Annotated in this window: 18 protein-coding genes; 5 read left to right on the top strand and 13 right to left on the bottom strand. The window is 64.0% G+C overall.

All coding sequences use genetic code 11. The annotated features are described in order from the left end of the window. Nucleotides 1–38 precede the first annotated feature (38 nt). Genes FHS69_RS03475 through efp form a run of 3 tightly spaced genes read right to left on the bottom strand, consistent with a single transcriptional unit; the run spans nt 39 to nt 1,789 of the window. A complete protein-coding gene (locus FHS69_RS03475; protein WP_166776550.1) occupies nt 39–860 on the bottom strand; it encodes an inositol monophosphatase family protein in 822 nt (273 codons plus the stop codon). 10 nt (nt 861–870) lie between these two features. Beyond that, nucleotides 871–1,221 (bottom strand): hypothetical protein, encoded by a 351-nt coding sequence (locus FHS69_RS03480; RefSeq protein ID WP_067467138.1) that lies wholly within the window; start codon nt 1,219–1,221, stop codon nt 871–873. Nucleotides 1,222–1,225: 4 nt separating this feature from the next. Next, nucleotides 1,226–1,789: an elongation factor P gene (gene efp / locus FHS69_RS03485; RefSeq protein WP_067467141.1), complete on the bottom strand. Its 564-nt coding sequence runs from the start codon at nt 1,787–1,789 to the stop codon at nt 1,226–1,228. 141 nt (nt 1,790–1,930) lie between these two features. Between efp and FHS69_RS03490 the strand changes: the two genes are divergently transcribed. Then, entirely contained in the window at nt 1,931–2,299 is a 369-nt protein-coding gene (locus FHS69_RS03490; RefSeq protein ID WP_067502252.1) for a hypothetical protein, read from the top strand. Here the strand turns inward: FHS69_RS03490 and FHS69_RS03495 are convergent, their stop codons facing one another. Genes FHS69_RS03495 through thiE form a run of 3 tightly spaced genes read right to left on the bottom strand, consistent with a single transcriptional unit; the run spans nt 2,300 to nt 4,902 of the window. Then, a complete protein-coding gene (locus tag FHS69_RS03495) occupies nt 2,300–2,989 on the bottom strand; it encodes a M23 family metallopeptidase (protein WP_166776551.1) in 690 nt (229 codons plus the stop codon). It lies immediately after the preceding gene. A gap of 17 nt (nt 2,990–3,006) precedes the next feature. Beyond that, nucleotides 3,007–4,221, bottom strand: a complete 1,215-nt coding sequence (locus FHS69_RS03500) for a L,D-transpeptidase family protein (RefSeq protein ID WP_243844515.1) — start codon at nt 4,219–4,221, stop codon at nt 3,007–3,009. 57 nt (nt 4,222–4,278) lie between these two features. Next, on the bottom strand, nt 4,279–4,902 hold the full coding sequence (gene thiE / locus FHS69_RS03505; protein ID WP_166776552.1) for a thiamine phosphate synthase: 624 nt from the start codon (nt 4,900–4,902) through the stop codon (nt 4,279–4,281). A gap of 80 nt (nt 4,903–4,982) precedes the next feature. Here thiE and FHS69_RS03510 point away from each other — a divergent pair, with 80 nt between their 5' ends. Continuing rightward, on the top strand, nt 4,983–5,375 hold the full coding sequence (locus FHS69_RS03510; RefSeq protein WP_166776553.1) for a hypothetical protein: 393 nt from the start codon (nt 4,983–4,985) through the stop codon (nt 5,373–5,375). A gap of 4 nt (nt 5,376–5,379) precedes the next feature. Here the strand turns inward: FHS69_RS03510 and FHS69_RS03515 are convergent, their stop codons facing one another. The 3 genes from FHS69_RS03515 to FHS69_RS03525 form a co-directional block, all read right to left on the bottom strand. Then, nucleotides 5,380–6,267, bottom strand: coding sequence for a fructose bisphosphate aldolase (locus FHS69_RS03515; protein WP_166776554.1), 888 nt, complete (start codon nt 6,265–6,267; stop codon nt 5,380–5,382). Nucleotides 6,268–6,373: 106 nt separating this feature from the next. Then, nucleotides 6,374–7,720: a tryptophan 7-halogenase gene (locus FHS69_RS03520; RefSeq protein WP_166776555.1), complete on the bottom strand. Its 1,347-nt coding sequence runs from the start codon at nt 7,718–7,720 to the stop codon at nt 6,374–6,376. Then, nucleotides 7,717–9,237, bottom strand: a complete 1,521-nt coding sequence (locus FHS69_RS03525; RefSeq protein ID WP_166776556.1) for a tryptophan halogenase family protein — start codon at nt 9,235–9,237, stop codon at nt 7,717–7,719. The genes FHS69_RS03520 and FHS69_RS03525 overlap by 4 nt, the downstream gene beginning before the upstream one ends. A gap of 94 nt (nt 9,238–9,331) precedes the next feature. On the opposite strand from FHS69_RS03525, the gene FHS69_RS03530 reads away from it, so the two are divergent. Continuing rightward, nucleotides 9,332–10,090: a flavodoxin family protein gene (locus FHS69_RS03530; protein ID WP_166776557.1), complete on the top strand. Its 759-nt coding sequence runs from the start codon at nt 9,332–9,334 to the stop codon at nt 10,088–10,090. Between the two features lie 22 nt (nt 10,091–10,112). Here the strand turns inward: FHS69_RS03530 and FHS69_RS03535 are convergent, their stop codons facing one another. From FHS69_RS03535 to tkt, 4 genes are read right to left on the bottom strand one after another with little or no spacing between them, the layout of a single operon-like run. Further along, nucleotides 10,113–10,568 (bottom strand): PaaI family thioesterase, encoded by a 456-nt coding sequence (locus tag FHS69_RS03535; protein WP_166776558.1) that lies wholly within the window; start codon nt 10,566–10,568, stop codon nt 10,113–10,115. Continuing rightward, nucleotides 10,565–11,764 (bottom strand): phosphoglycerate kinase, encoded by a 1,200-nt coding sequence (locus FHS69_RS03540; RefSeq protein WP_166776559.1) that lies wholly within the window; start codon nt 11,762–11,764, stop codon nt 10,565–10,567. Before FHS69_RS03540 ends, FHS69_RS03535 begins: the two co-directional genes overlap by 4 nt. Nucleotides 11,765–11,775: 11 nt before the next feature. Next, on the bottom strand, nt 11,776–12,783 hold the full coding sequence (gap, locus tag FHS69_RS03545) for a type I glyceraldehyde-3-phosphate dehydrogenase (protein ID WP_166776560.1): 1,008 nt from the start codon (nt 12,781–12,783) through the stop codon (nt 11,776–11,778). A 15-nt stretch (nt 12,784–12,798) separates the two neighbouring features. Then, nucleotides 12,799–14,790, bottom strand: coding sequence for a transketolase (tkt, locus tag FHS69_RS03550; RefSeq protein WP_166776561.1), 1,992 nt, complete (start codon nt 14,788–14,790; stop codon nt 12,799–12,801). Here tkt and FHS69_RS13815 point away from each other — a divergent pair. Both FHS69_RS13815 and FHS69_RS03560 read left to right on the top strand, forming a co-directional pair. Next, nucleotides 14,790–15,176, top strand: a complete 387-nt coding sequence (locus FHS69_RS13815; RefSeq protein WP_243844516.1) for a hypothetical protein — start codon at nt 14,790–14,792, stop codon at nt 15,174–15,176. The two genes, tkt and FHS69_RS13815, sit on opposite strands and share 1 nt — an antisense overlap. Then, nucleotides 15,173–15,493, top strand: a complete 321-nt coding sequence (locus FHS69_RS03560) for a cell division protein ZapA (protein ID WP_067467182.1) — start codon at nt 15,173–15,175, stop codon at nt 15,491–15,493. The genes FHS69_RS13815 and FHS69_RS03560 overlap by 4 nt, the downstream gene beginning before the upstream one ends. Nucleotides 15,494–15,496 lie beyond the last annotated feature (3 nt).

Below are 15,496 nucleotides of genomic sequence, written 5' to 3' on the forward strand. Positions count from 1 at the left end.
GTCGGGAGCGCGGGACCTAGCCGCGCCCCGGACGCGCATCAAGCTTTCAATGCGCCCGCCAGCAGTTTGTGCAGCTTGGAATGCAGCGTGTCGTTCGCCGCCAGCACCTGTTTCGCATGGATCGGCTGCGATCGGCCGCGGAAATCGGACACGAAACCGCCCGCCTCGCGCACCAGCAGGCAGCCCGCTGCGGTATCCCAATCGCTCAGATCGCTTTCCCAGAAACCATCGAAGCGGCCCGCCGCGAGCCAGGCGAGATCGAGCGAGGCCGCTCCATAACGACGGATGCCCGCGACCTGCGGTGCAATCGCTCCGAAAATCCTGGTCCACTCGCCGAAGTCGCCATGACCCGAGAAGGGAATGCCGGTGGCGATCAGCGCTTCGGAAAGCTGGCCGCGCGCGGAAACGCGCAGCCGACCGTCATGCAGCCACGCACCGCGGCTCTTTTCGGCCCAGAAGGTCTCGTCGGTGACCGGGTTGTAGACGACTGCAGCGGTGACATCGCCCCAGCCGCCCCCGCCCAGCTTGGGCTCCTGCACCGCAATGCTGATCGCAAAATGCGGAATGCCATGGAGGAAATTACTGGTGCCATCGAGCGGATCGACGATCCAGCGGGGCTTGTTTGCATCGCCTTCGATGACACCTGCCTCTTCCATCACGAAACCCCAGTCGGGGCGCGCATTGAGCAATTCGTCATAGATCGTGCGTTCGGCGATACGGTCGGCCTTGGACACGAAGTCCGCCGGGCCCTTGCGGCTCACCTGGAGGTGCTCGACCTCGCCGAAATCGCGACGCAGGCGACCGCCCGCCTTGCGCGCGGCTTTCTCCATTACGCGGATGACACCCGATAGAACGGCCATGGAAACTCTCTTATTCGGTCAGGACGCGTATCGAACGTGCCTGCAAATGGATCGTGCCCCATTCGCAGGCCATGTCGAACTTCGTGCCCTCGATATGGAAGGACTGGATGGCGAACCGGCGCCGTGCCGGATCCGTCTGCTCGGCGCGATCGAGGCCAAGCTTGGAAATACCCGCGAACTTGAGCAGTCCGGGGTGGAAGCAGCATTCCTCGCCCGCGCCCGGCGCTTCGTAATCCGCGTGCTCGGGTTCGAGACAGAAGTCCATCTCCAGCGTCAGTTCGTCGTCATTGATGATCACCGCGCGCAGGACGCTGCGGGTCACATCGATGTTGTCAAAGCGGCTGGCGATGGACTTTCCCATAGGCTCAGTTCGCCTTGCCGACGTAGCTCTGTTCGTAGACATCGACCACGATCCGCGTGCCGCTTTCGATATGCGGCGGAACCATGATGCGCACGCCATTGTCGAGCACGGCGGGCTTGTAGCTGGAGGACGCGGTCTGCCCCTTCACCACCGCGTCGGCCTCGACGATCTCGGCTTCGATCTGCGCGGGCAGCTCGACCGAGATGGGCTTTTCTTCCCACAGCTCGAGCTTCACCTGCATGCCGTCCTGAAGGAACGGACGGGCATCGCCCAGAAGGTCGCTCGGCAGGTTGATCTGCTCGTAGGTGTTCTGGTCCATGAAGACGAGCATGTCGCCGTCTTCGTAAAGGAATTGGTAATCCGCCGTATCGAGCCGCACCTTTTCGACCGTGTCCGCGCTGCGGAAACGGACATTGGTCTTGCGGCCGTCCTGCAGGTTCTTCATCTCGACCTGCATGTAAGCGCCGCCCTTGCCCGGCTGCGTGTGCTGGATCTTGGCAACTTTCCAGATGCCGTTCTCATATTCGATGATGTTGCCGGGACGGATGTCCACGCCGCTGATCTTCATGGGGAAGCTACCTTCGACTTGTAAAAGAGCGCACCGCCCCGCGGGCGGCATGTGCCGCGCGCCTTAGCCGAGCGAAGCCGCGCGGGCAAGCGAGTGGAAAATCGCGCGGGCAATCGCTATATCACGCGATGGATCATGATCATGAAACATTTGCGCCCCCTCGCCCTTCTCGCTCTCGCGGCCAGCCTCGCCCATGCTCCCACTTCGGCGCAGGGGCGCCTGCTGCTGCTCGATCAGGGCGAATATGTCTGTGCGCTTCCCGGAGATGCGACCGGAGCGGCGTGGGTCGAACAGGAAGGGCGCGATTTCGCGATCACTGGAGGATCGAGCTATCGCACCGTGCGCGGCAGCGGAACCTATTTGATGGAAGGCAAGAACGTGATCTTCACGCGCGGACCGATGCGCGGTGTGCAGATGCTGCGGCTGGGTTCGGGCATGCTGCAGGAGGTCGGGCGCGACGGCAAGCTGGGGCGGCTGCGTTGCCACCGCTCGGGTCCGCTCAAGCGCTGATCAGCGAGCGGTCAGCAGCGGATAGGGGTTCACCGCATTCGCGGGCTCCCACCATTCCGCATCTGTGGTCGTCTGCAGAATAGCGAAATGCAGATGCGGCGTGTCGTCGGACGCGTTGCCCGAACTGCCCACTTCGCCAAGCCGCTGGCCGCGGCGCACGCGCTGTCCCTCGCGCAGTCCCTCAGCATAGCCATCGAGATGCGCGTAATAGTAGATCGTCTGCCCGTCGACTGAACGCACGTAGATCGTGTTGCCCCCCGCATCCGAGCGGTACAGTTTCTCGACCTTGCCCGGGGCGGCCGAAAGCACGGTGGTGCCACGCGGTGCCATGATATCGATCGCCTCATGCAGCCGCGCGTTGTCACCGCGCGAATCGCTATAGGTATCGGTCAGGTCCGAGGGACGGATGTTCTGCACCGGGATAACCAGCTGGCGCGGCTGCCCGGTCTTGCTGGCGGTGGGCGCATCGAGGTCGAGCAACGTGGCCGGAACGGTTTCGCCTTCGCCTTCGGCGTTCGCCGCATTCTGATCGGTCGTCTCGGGGCTTGGTGCCACCTCGGCAGGGCGGGTCGTTCCGCGCTGGCTGGCGCTGGTCGCATTCTCGATCAGACTGCCGCCCGCGACAATCCAGATTGCGCTGGTGATCGTAGCGGTGATGACGATGGTGAGAATGCGATCGACGATGTTCATGGGTACAGCCTAGCCCGTCACGCCTCGAAAATCACGCGTGTCGGCTGCGAAACCATTCCCGCCAGCCGTGCCGCATCCCAATTGGTCAGGCGAACACAGCCGCTCGACTGGGCGCGGCCAATGGTTTCCGGATCGGGCGTGCCGTGAATTCCATAATGCTCCTTGCTCAGATCGATCCACACGACGCCGACGGGCGAGTTGGGGCCCGGGGGCAATTTATAGGTCGCTCCGTCCCCCTGCCCCAGCACCGCGGGATCATAGCTGTAGGGAGGGTTGTAGGCTTCGCCGAGAATGTCCCATTCGCCCAGCGGGAGCGGGAACTGACTGGAACCGGAGCTGACGGTGAACATGGCGACCAATTTGTCCCCCCGATAGGCCTTGAGCGTGTCTGCCGACTTGCTCACGACGATGCGATCGATCTCCGGCTGGTCGCTTCCAACGCCAAGCGCGGCCAACGTCTGTTGCCAGCCTTTGTCGGCAATCGCACCCGGTTCGATTGCATCGCCACCGATGTTCGGCACGCGGATTTGCTGCCCGGGTCTGAAATACCCATCACCGGGTCGTTCGGTCGGCCGGGCATCGGCTTGGTCCCGGGCCGCCCCCGACCGCGCGGCAGGTGAAACACCCGCAGGACGGCCATCGGGGTTGAGCTGGCGCAATACCTCGACGGTGGTGTGGAAACGCTCCGCCAGTTTTTCATCCAGCGACGTGTATCCGAGATTGTCCGCCTCGGCCTTCCTGGCCGGATCTTTGGGAATTGGCTTGAACTGCGCATCTCCCCAGCTTGCCGGGATCGTCACCACTCGCGTAGCCGCAATGCGGTCCCAATCGGCCAAGGCGCGCTTGGTTTCATCATCGAGCTTGCCGGTTATCGCGAGGTCGTTTGCTTCCTGGAACCCGGACAACGCGTTCTCGGTGCTCATGCCCATCTTGCCGTCGATCACACCGGGTCCGAAACCGATCCTATCGAGAACGACCTGCGCGCGCATGACCGGACGATCTTCCGGATCTTCAATTTGTTCATCAGAACGGTCGGATGTGGCGATGGCACCGTCGTTCGATGCCATGCTGTCGGCATGATTGTCGTCGCTGTAGGTTTCGTAACCGGGGCCGCCACTCGGATCGACGGTGGCGGCGCTGCCGGTTTCGGCCTGCTCGGGATTGTCCTGGCCCTGCATCCCGCATGCAACAAGCGCGAATGTAGAAGCGGCGACGAACAGGGTGCGATGCATAGAATACCTCTGCTGATGGAGGAGCGCGACCCGCCCGCCCCTTTCAGCAGAACCAACTCATGCCTTGCCGATTTGCTCCGCGAAGGCTTTCACCGCAGCGACCTCGTCGCCGTTCCAGACCGCGCCCGATACGGCGAGAAAATCGGCTCCCGCAGCGATCAGCGGCGCGCAGTTCTCGGGCGTGATCCCACCGATCGCGACACAGGGTATTTCGAACAGCGTGCTCCACCATTCGAGGATTTCGGGTGCGGGGCGGTGTTCGCTCTGCTTGGTCGTGCTTGCGAAGAAGGCGCCGAACGCGACATAATCGGCCCCTGCTTCGCCGGCTTCCATCGCCAAATGCTTCGACGCGTGACAGGTTACCCCGATCTGCGCTTCGCGGCCCAGTTCCTCGCGCGCCTCTCGCGGGTCTCCGTCTCCCTGCCCCAGATGAACGCCGTCGGCGCCAAGCCGTTTCGCCAGTGCCACATCGTCATTGACGATGAACGCCACCTCGCGTGCGGCGCAGATGGTTTGCAACGGCTCTGCGAGACGCGCCGCCTCGTGCTGGTCAACGCCCTTCACGCGGAACTGGAAGGCGGTGATGATCCCCGGACCTGCATCGAGCGCGCGTTCGAGCCGCAGGGGAAACTCGCCCGACACGTCGAGCGGCGAAATGAGATAGAGTTGGCAATCGGTCATTGGTGCCGGTCATTAAAGCGGTTCGCGCACCGCGTCACCTGTTCAGGCATGCGAAAGCGCAGGCGCGTTCTAGCACTCCTATGAAAGCCTATCTCGCTGCCGCATTGATCGCCCCGCTGACCGCCGCCTGCGCGATCATTCCCGACACGCCGCGTTCGAACGGAGATGCCGCCCGGCAGGGCACGGCAGTGGCGATCAACGCCCCCGTCTGGGCGGGGGATACGATCCTGACCCCGCTCGCCGTGACCGAGGACAGCCGTTGTCCTGCAAATGCGCGCTGCGTCTGGCCCGGCAAGATTACCGTCTCGACGCGTGTCGCGGCCACGCACTGGGTGCAGACCGCCCCGCTTACACTGGGTGAGCCCTACACGGTCATGGGTCGCACCTATGTACTGGTATCAGCCACGCCGGGGCAGACCGCCGACCGGGAGATCCCGGCCGGCGACTACCGTTTCGTATTCGAGCGACGCTAGGCGATCAGGCGACGCTGGCGGCGTGGATCTGGTCGATCGCGCCCGACAGCGTCCCGTCGAATTCCTCGTCGCTCTGCGTGGCGCGAAGATCCTGCAGCAAGCCGCGGCTGAAGCTGGCGATCATGCCGGGGTTCTTGGCCAGTTCGCTGCAGGCTTCCTCGGTCGAATAGCCACCCGACAGCGCGACCACGCGCAGGACCTTGGGATGGTTGGTCAGCCCGCCATAGATCCCGGCTTCCTTGGGGATCGACAGCTTGAGCATGATCTGCTGGCCTTGGGGCAGCGAAACAAGGCCTTCCTCGATCGCTTCGAGCATGATCTTCTCGCCCTCCGCACGGTCGGCGGCGGTGATGTCGTATTCCGGCTCGAGCATCGGGACAAGGCCGCAGGACAGGATGCGCGCGCCTTCTGCGAACTGCTGCCGCACAGCTTCCTTGATCCCGGCCGGATTGGCCGACTTGATCACCGAACGCATCTTGGTGCCGAAGACGCCCAGTTCGCGCGCGCGGTTGCACATCTCTTCCAGGCCCGGATTGGGCTTCATCAGCTGCGCACCGTCACGCTCGTCCTCGAGGCCCTTGTCGACCTTGAGGAAGGGGACGATGCCGCGCTCCTTGAGCCGCGCGGGCACGCTCTTGCCGCCGCTCTGGCCTTCCATGGTCTTCTCGAACAGGATCGCCCCGATGACCTTGCCATTGCCGAAGCACGGGCTTTCGATGATCCGCTGGCGCATCTCGTGGATCAGGCCGAACATTTCGTCTTCGGTCGTCCAGGCGTCATCCGCGACACCGTAGCCCTTGAGCGCCTTGGGGGTCGAACCGCCCGACTGGTCGAGCGCTGCGATAAAGCCCTGGCCGTCGGCAATTCGTGCCTTCATGTCATCGAACGTCATCTGGAAACCCCGTCGCTAAAGAGTGGTATGAATTCGTATGCTGCGCCGCATACAAAGGGTTCTTTGACCCTGCAACTGGGGGCGGCAACTAATTGCGGTCAGTCCGTCAGCCCCGTGCGATGCGCGCGTCGAATTCTGCCTGCGAAGACATTTCCCGCAGGGTCTGGTCGAGTTGGGCACGCACGGTGCCGAGGGCGCGATCGAGTTGGCGTGGATCGAAGGCATCGGCGCGGCGGTCGTGGCTTCGCGGGACAACGCCGGAGGCCATCAGCAGATCGATCCAGAACTGCCGGTCGACGATCTCGCCATCGAATTCGGGCAGCCGCCCCCGGTTGCGGAACTGGTCGATTCGTAGCCGCAAGGCTTCGGGAACCGGGCTCGCGCGCACCGCCTGCCACTCTTGCTCGCTGCGCGTGTTCAACGCCAGTGGCGCGGCGACGAGTTCGCCCAGGCGTTCGATCGTTCGCGCATGCAGCGCGTTGAACCGGCGCGCCTCCACGGTCATATCCCGCGTGGCGGGCAGGCATTGCACCAGATGCAGTGCGTGTGCGAGCAACAGGCGGCTATCGGCCGAGAACAGCCCGCTTATTTGCCCAGCGGCAGGACCAAGGCGGAGGTGATTGCCTTGCCATGGAGCCGCGAGCGCAAAGGGGCGCGACAGGTCCCCCTCACCACGCGGCTTCAGGTGATATGCTGGCAGCGGCTGCCCCGCGCGCAGTTCGAAAGCGATACCGCGCGACTGCGCTGTTTCCAGCAGCGGCAGTGGAATCGCATCACCTCGGGCCGAGTCGGGATCGAGCGGGCGAAGGTCGACCAGGAGGCCGGTTTCGAGCCGCTCGCCGCCTTCCAGGCGGACCGTACTGACGATTTCGCCTTCCCCTCTCTCCAACGCGATAGCCGTAGCTTTGTGCCGCACGACATTTGGCGCGGCGCAGCCCCTGTCCAGCGCCTCTGCCAACGTCGCGCGATCGAGTAATGCGAGCGGGCCTAGCATGGCCAGCGGCGTGTCGGGGCCGTCGGCGGGCAGCGCCATCTTCCCGCTTTCCGCCGCGCGCGCGCAAAAGCCAAAGCCGCGATAAAGCTCGGCCAGCCGGTCGAGCGCGCCCGCCTGCGCTGCGACGCGGCGCAGAATTTGGTGCAGCGCGAGTCCGGCGATTGCGGGCAGGTCTCCCGAGGGCGCAGCAACGATAGGTTTGCCGTCCTCGCGCAGTCCGTCGAGCGCGAAGCCGAGCGTGAACCGCGCCCCGGCCGCGGCCAGTTCGGCAACTCCCCAGCCCAGCGCGCCGAAGTAGCGATCGTCCACCGGCAGCAATGCAAGCGAAGAGGCAGATGCCGACTGCTCGATCACGTGGACCGTCAAATGCGGCGGTAGCTGCGAGGCGAGCAAACCCGCGACCGGCCAGATATCCTCGTAGCCGCCAACGACCACGATCGTGCCGCATTCGCCCGTCATTGCCCGGCCCTGTAAACATAACGAGCCCCTGCCCGCTCCAGAAAGTCCAGATGCAGTGGCCTTGCGGCGGCGTCATCGGCGATCTTACCGTGAATGGCAGTCAGCCTCTTGCCCAGTTCGTCCGCATTCATCGCATCGGCCCGCGGGTCCCATCTGCGGGGGACCACGTTCTGACCGAGGAATACCGATATCCAGCTGACCGGCTGGAAAAGGCCGTCGGCGTAATCGGGCAGGATCGCCCGCTCACGGAAATCCTCTATCCGTGCCGAGAGGCTGTCAGGCAGGGGCATAGCGCGCATAGCCTGCCAGAATTCCTCTTCGCGCTGGTTGGCGACATAGTGGAGCACGAGGAAGTCGCGGATGCGCTCGAACTCAAGGTCCATCAGCCGATTGTATTCGCGCCGGTCAGCCTCCTCGATGGCAGTATGGGGGAACAGCTCGACCAGATTGAGAATGCCGCTCTGGATGAGATCGATACTGGTCGATTCCAGCGGTTCGAGAAACCCGCCCGCAAGCCCTATCGCCACGCAATTACTACGCCACAACGCGCTGCGGCGTCCGGTGGTGAAGCGGAGCTGGCGCGGCTCTGCGCCGGGCTCTCCCTCCAGATTGGCCATCAGGGCCTCGGCCGCGTCCATATCGTCCCAGAAAGCGTCGCAATAGACCAAGCCATTGCCCACGCGGTGCTGCAGTGGGATGCGCCACTGCCACCCCGCAGCCCGCGCGGTCGCCCGCGTGTAAGGCCCATAATCGCCGCCATTCGCACAGGGCACGGCGAAGGCCCGGTTGCAGGGTAGCCAGTTGCTCCAGTCCTCGAAGCTTGTTTCCAGCGTCTCACCGATCAGAAGCGCGCGAAAGCCCGAGCAGTCGATGAACAGATCGCCCCTTATGGCTGCCCCATCTTCGAGGCTGACCGCTGAAATGGCGCCGCTCTCGCTGTCGCGAGCGACATCGACGATCCGGCCTTCGCGCCGCACCACGCCCGCCGATTGCGCATGTTCCGAGAGCCAGGCCGCATAAAGACCGGCATCGAACTGGAAAGCGTAGTCATAGGGCTGGCGCGTTCCACTGGCATCAGGCGGTTCGAAACGGCCTTGCAGCGCGGCCATGATCGGCAGGCAATATTGGCCGATCGGCGCGACCATCCCCCGCGCATGCGCGCGCGCCCAGTAATCAACGAACGATGCGGACCCGATCTCCTGCCCGAAGCGCCCGAAGGGATGGATGTAGCTGTCGCCCACCCGCCCCCAGTCGCGGAACTCGATCCCCAGTTTGATGGTCGCCGCAGTGCGCGCCATCATCTCACGCTCGTCGATCCCCAGCAGGCTGTTGAATCGGCGGATTTGCGGCAGGGTCGCTTCGCCGACGCCGACCGTGCCGATCGCCGCAGATTCGACCAGCGTGATCGCCAGTCCCGTGCCGCCAAGCAACCGCGCAAGCGCGGCGGCGGTCATCCAGCCCGCGGTCCCCCCGCCGACGATCACCACATTCCTAATTGTCTGCGCCCGCTCCGTCATGGCCCCGGCTTACCAGACCCGCAACGGCCGACAAGCGTGCGGGCACCAATCCGCCTGCCCACGCGTAGATGGCGCAAAGGCGAAAGGATGCTTCATGCTCGATGCGACCCAGGAAAAGCTGTGCGACGACAATCTGACCGATTATTCCGATCTGAAGGCGCTGACGATCAATTGCACGCTCAAGCCTAGCCCCGGCGGCTCGCATACCGACAAGTTGCTGGGCGTTGCCGAAGCGATCCTAGTGCGCAACGGCATCACCCTCGAGCAGGTACGGCTGGTGGATCACGACATCGCGCCGGGGGTCTATCCCGACATGACCGAACACGGTGCGGAACGCGACGACTGGCCTGCGATCTGGGAAAAGGTCGCGGACGCGGATATCCTCATCGTGGGCACGCCGATCTGGCTGGGCGAGAAAAGTTCGGTCTGCCAGCGATTGATCGAACGGCTCTATGCGCATTCGGGCCAGACCAACGACAAGGGGCAATATGCCTTCTACGGCAAGGTCGGCGGCTGCGTGGTCACCGGCAATGAGGACGGCATAAAGCACATCGGCATGGGCGTGCTCTATTCGCTGCAGCATGTCGGTTACACGATACCGCCGCAGGCCGACGCCGGATGGGTCGGCGAGGCCGGACCCGGGCCCAGCTATGGCGACCCGAAGGAGAATGGCGAGGGATACGAAGGCTTCGACAACGACTTCACCCGCCGCAATACCACCTTCATGACGTGGAACCTGATGCATTTTGCCCGCATGCTCAAGGATGCGGGCGGCATTCCCGCGTGGGGCAATTCGCTCGATCTGTGGCAGGAAGGCCGCCGTTTCGACGCCCCCAATCCCGAATATCGCTGATCCGCAGACGCGGCACACCGCCCTAACGGCGAGTGATCTTCCGGATGATGCCGTTGAAGCTTAGTACCGGCTTGCTATCGGCGCGGATCATGCCGACGACATAGATCGTCTTGCCGCCCGCGCGGACGACTTCACCGCGCGCCTCGATCAGCTGGCCGACGCTGGCCGGGTCGAGGAAATCGCCCGCGAGATGCATGGTGACGCCATGCGATCCGGCGAGTTCGTCGGTCGCGATCGTGAATATCGCGCTGTCGGCAAAGGTCATCATGCAGCCGCCGTGCATGAAGCCCGCGCCATTCATGTGGCGCTCTTCCGCGCGAAAGGCGGCGACCATGCCACCATCGGCCTCGCGCCGTTCGTAGAACGGGCCCGCGCGCTGTTCGAAGGCATCGCTCTGCCAGGTCGACCAGCCCGCCCATTCGCCCTCGGTAACAGGTACAAGCCCGCCGCTCGCGCCGACTGCTTCGTTCTCACTCATGCGATCAGCGCCGCCACACCGGGAAGATCCTTGCCTTCCATCCATTCGAGGAAGGCACCGCCTGCAGTGGAGACGAAGGTGAACTCGTCCTTCACCCCGGCATGTGCGAGCGCGGCAACCGTGTCGCCCCCACCTGCGACCGAGGTCAGCGAGCCGTCCTGCGTCAGGGCCGCAGCGGTCTTGGCCAGCGCCACGGTTGCGGTGTCGAAGGGCTCGGTCTCGAACGCCCCCATCGGGCCGTTCCACACCAAGGTGCTGCAGGTCTTGAGCACATCGCCCAGAGCCTCGGTCGCGAGCGGGCCCACGTCGAGGATCATCTCGTCTGCGGCCACTTCGTGCACGTTGCAGGTACGCAGCGACGCGGGGTTGGCGGCGAATTCCTTGGCTACCACGACATCATAGGGCAAATGAACCGTGCAGCCCGCATGCGCCGCTTCGTCGATGATGCGATTGGCGGTGTCGGTGAGATCGTGTTCGCACAGCGACTTGCCGACATCGACACCCTTCGCGGCGAGGAAGGTGTTGGCCATCCCGCCGCCGATGATCAGGTGCTGCACCTTGCCGACTAAGTTGGTCAGCACGTCGAGCTTGGTCGAGACCTTGGCCCCGCCGACCACCGCGGCGACCGGCGCTTCGGGATTACCCAGCGCAGCGTCGAGCGCCTTCAGTTCGGCTTCCATCGCGCGGCCCGCATAGGCCGGCAGGTGATGCGCCAGCCCATCGGTGCTGGCATGCGCGCGGTGCGCCGCGCTGAATGCATCGTTGACGTAGAAGTCGCCATGCACAGCCATGCCCCGCGCGAATTCGGGATCGTTGGCTTCCTCGCCCGGCCAGAAGCGGACATTGTCGAGCAGGCCGATATCGCCATTGCCGAGGATGCCGATTGACTGTTCGACGACGGGCCCCATCACCTCGGGGATGAACATGATCTCCTTATCCAGCACCTTCTCGACATCGCCCTGCACGAAGCTGGTGCTCATGGTCGAGAAGCGCTGGCCCTTGGGACGCCCGTAATGCGCGAGCAACAGGACCTTGGCACCCTTTTCGGTGAGTTCGAGGATGGTCGGCTTGACCGCCTCGACGCGCGAGACGTCGGTGGCCGAACCATCCTTCATCGGCAGGTTGAGGTCGACGCGCACCAGCGCGACCTTGCCGGTGATGTCACCGAGATCGTCTAGGGTCCTGAAGCTGCTCATCGTGTCGTCCTTTAGAGGAACTTCGCCATCACGCCGGCGGTGTCGATCATGCGGTTCGAGAAGCCCCATTCGTTGTCATACCAGCTGACGACGCGGGCAAGCTTGCCTTCCATCACGCTGGTTTCGAGGCTGTCGATGGTCGAGCTGGCCGGGTAGTGGTTGAAGTCGCTCGAAACGAGCGGCTGGTCGGTATAGTCGAGCACGCCCTTCATCTTGCCTTCGGCCGCTTCCTTCAGAGCGGCGTTCAGTTCCTCGGCGCTGGTGTCGCGGCCGGGGGTGAAGACGAGGTCGACGAGGCTGACGTTGGGCGTCGGTACGCGAACGCTCGAACCATCGAGCTTGCCCGCCAGTTCGGGCAGGACGAGGCCGACCGCGCGGGCAGCGCCGGTGGTGGTCGGGATCATGTTCTGCGCACCACCGCGAGCACGGCGCATGTCGCCATGCATCTGGTCGAGCATGCGCTGGTCGTTGGTGTAGCTATGGATCGTGGTCATGAAACCTCGCTCGATACCCACCGTGTCATGCAGCACCTTGGCCATCGGCGAGAGACAGTTGGTGGTGCAGCTTGCGTTCGAGACGATCACGTCCTCGGCGGTGAGCGTTTCGTGGTTCACGCCGTAGACGATCGTGGCCGAAACGTTCTTGGCCGGGGCCGAGATCAGCACGCGCTTGGCGCCGGCCTTGAGGTGCGGTTCGGCCTGCTCGTGGCTCTGGAAAAAGCCCGTGCATTCGAGGACGATGTCGACGCCCTGGTCGGCATGCGGCAGATTGCCCGGATCGCGCTCGCTGGTCACCGCGATCGACTTGCCGTTCACGATGATGGCGTTGTCGCCCACTTCGACGGTGCCGGGGAAACGGCCATGCGTGGAATCGTACTGGAACAGCAACGCGTTCGACTTGGTGTCGGCCAGGTCGTTGATGCTGACGAGATCGAGATCGTGGTCGTCACGTTCGAGAATGGCGCGCGCCACGAGGCGGCCGATGCGTCCGAAACCGTTGATTGCAACCTTGGTCGACATTGCAAAAACTCCTGCTTAACCGTTCAATTTGTTCATGATCTGCGGCACGATAGCATCCGCAGTAAGGCCGAATTTCTCGAAGAGATCGCCCGCCGGCGCGCTGGCGCCGAAGCGGTCGATGCCGATGCGCAGCCCATGCGTCATGGTGTAGCGATCCCAGCCGAAGGTGGTGCCCGCCTCGATGCTGACGCGCAGAAGTTGCTCCGGCGCGACATCGGGAAGGATATCCACGCGATAGGCATCGTCCTGTTCATCGAAGAGCTGCGTGCACACCATCGATACAACGTCCGCGCCGATCCCGTCGGCTTCGAGCCGCGCGGCGCATTCGAGCGCAAGGCTGACTTCAGAACCGGTGGCGATAAGGATGACCTTGCGGTCCGCATCCGCCGATTTGACGCGATAGGCGCCGCGCGCGCTGCAATTCTCGCTGGCCATTTCGGTGCGGACCTGCGGCAGCCCCTGACGGGTCAGCGCGAGAACCGTTGGGCGGTCCTTCTGACGCAAGGCAATTTCCCAGCACTCGGCGGTCTCGACCGTATCGGCCGGTCGCATAACGAGGACGTTGGGCATCATGCGCAGCGACTGGACATGCTCGATCGGCTGGTGCGTCGGGCCGTCCTCGCCCAGCCCGATGCTGTCATGCGTCATCACATAGACAGTGCGGACCTGCTGCAACGCCGACAGGCGGATCGCCGCGCGACAATAGTCGGTGAAGACGAGGAAGGTGCCGCCATAGGGGATCACCCCGCCATGCAGCGCCATGCCGTTCATCGCCGCGGACATGCCGAATTCGCGAATGCCGTAATAGACGTAACGACCGCTGTAGTCGTCGGCGGTAAACGGCCCGATGCCGCCCGCCTTGGTGTTGTTCGATCCCGTCAGATCGGCGCTGCCGCCGATCGTATCGGGCAAATTGGCGTTGATCTCCGCCAGTGCCATTTCGCTCGCCTTGCGGGTCGCGACCTTTTGCGGTTCGTCGATCAGCGACTGGATATAACCATCGAGGCTGAAGCTTTCGGGGAGATCGCCGGCCATGCGGCGCAGGAACTCGTCCCGATCGCCATGCTGCTCGAGCCGGTTGCGCCAATCGGCGCGGGCCTGCACGCCGCGATCCGCGGTGCCGCGCCAGTCCGACACGACGTCTTCGGGAATTTCGAATGGGGCAGATTCCCAGCCGAGCACTTCGCGGGCAGCGGCGATTTCGTCATCGCCCAGCGGCGCGCCATGCGTCGCGCTGGTACCTTGCTTGTTGGGCGATCCCTTGCCGATCACCGTCTTGCACGCGATCAGCGAGGGACGGTCGTCGGCGATCGCTTCGTCGATGGCGCGCCGGATGTCGTCGAAATCATGCCCGTCGCAGCTGACGACGTGCCACCCGGTCGCTTCATAGCGCGCCTTGATGTCCTCGCTGGTCGACAGGTCGGTCGTGCCGTCGATGGTAATATTGTTATCGTCCCACAGCACGGTCATCCGGCCGAGCTTGAGATGCCCGGCGAGGCCGATCGCTTCGTGATTGATGCCTTCCATCAGGCATCCGTCGCCGGCGATCACCCAAGTGCGGTGGTCGACAAGCTCGTCCCCGAAAGTCGCATTGAGATGGCGTTCGGCCATCGCCATGCCGACACCCATGGCCAGGCCCTGACCCAGTGGGCCGGTGGTCGCTTCGACGCCGTCGAGCAGGAAGTTCTCCGGATGGCCGGCGCAGGGGCTGCCTATCTGCCGGAAATTGCGGATATCTTCCATCGTCGGTGCCGCATAGCCGGTCAGATGCAGCAGGCTGTAGATCAGCATCGAACCATGCCCCGCCGACAGCACGAAACGGTCGCGATCGGCCCAGTCGGGAACCGCGGGATCGTGCTTCAGGTATTCACTCCAAAGCACGGTCGCGACATCGGCCATGCCCATCGGCATGCCCGGATGACCCGAATTCGCCGACTGGACCGCATCCATCGAGAGCGCCCTGATGGCGTTGGCCATCGGGACCATGCGAGCGGTGGCGAGACTCATTGAACAATTTCTCCGGAAAACTGGGCCGATTCGACGCGCGCGAAGCCTTCGCGGAGGCGGCGCGCGAGGTCAACCCGCGCCCGCGCCCCTTTGCGCCCCGCGCGCGGCTCAGGCCACTTATCAACAGCGAACGCCAAACCTTTGCCATGGCGAAGCAATCTTGGTATTTCGAACCGGTCATGACTACGGACCGTATCGGAAATGCGCTCGACCGGATCGATCGCGCGCTTGCGCGGATCGAAACGCAGGCGGCGCTTGCCCGCAGTGCCCCGAAACCGGGCGGCACAGCGAATGCCGAACTCGTCGCGCGCCACGAGGCGCTGCGCGAACGCGTATCCGACAGCATTGCCCAGCTCGACTCGCTGATCGAAGGCCTGCCGCAATGAGCGATGTCACTCTGGCGGTGGGTGGCCGCAATTATACCGTGTCCTGCGCCGACGGGCAGGAGGAACACGTGCAGCGCCTGGCTGCGGTGATCGACGGCAAGCTCGGGTCGATGGGCGCCAATCTGTCGAGCCAGGAAGCGAAGAACCTGTTGTTCGCGGCGCTGTTGCTGGCGGACGAACTGGACGAGGCCAAACAGAAAGCTGCACCACCCGAGCCCGCCTTCGATGCCGACAGGCTGGCCGGACAGCTCGAAAGGATCGCGGCCGCACTGGAGAATGCGGCATCGACCCTTGAGGACGGCACCAGCGCATCCTAGATA

The sequence above is a fragment of the Qipengyuania flava genome (assembly GCF_011762005.1).
Classification (GTDB): domain Bacteria; phylum Pseudomonadota; class Alphaproteobacteria; order Sphingomonadales; family Sphingomonadaceae; genus Qipengyuania; species Qipengyuania flava.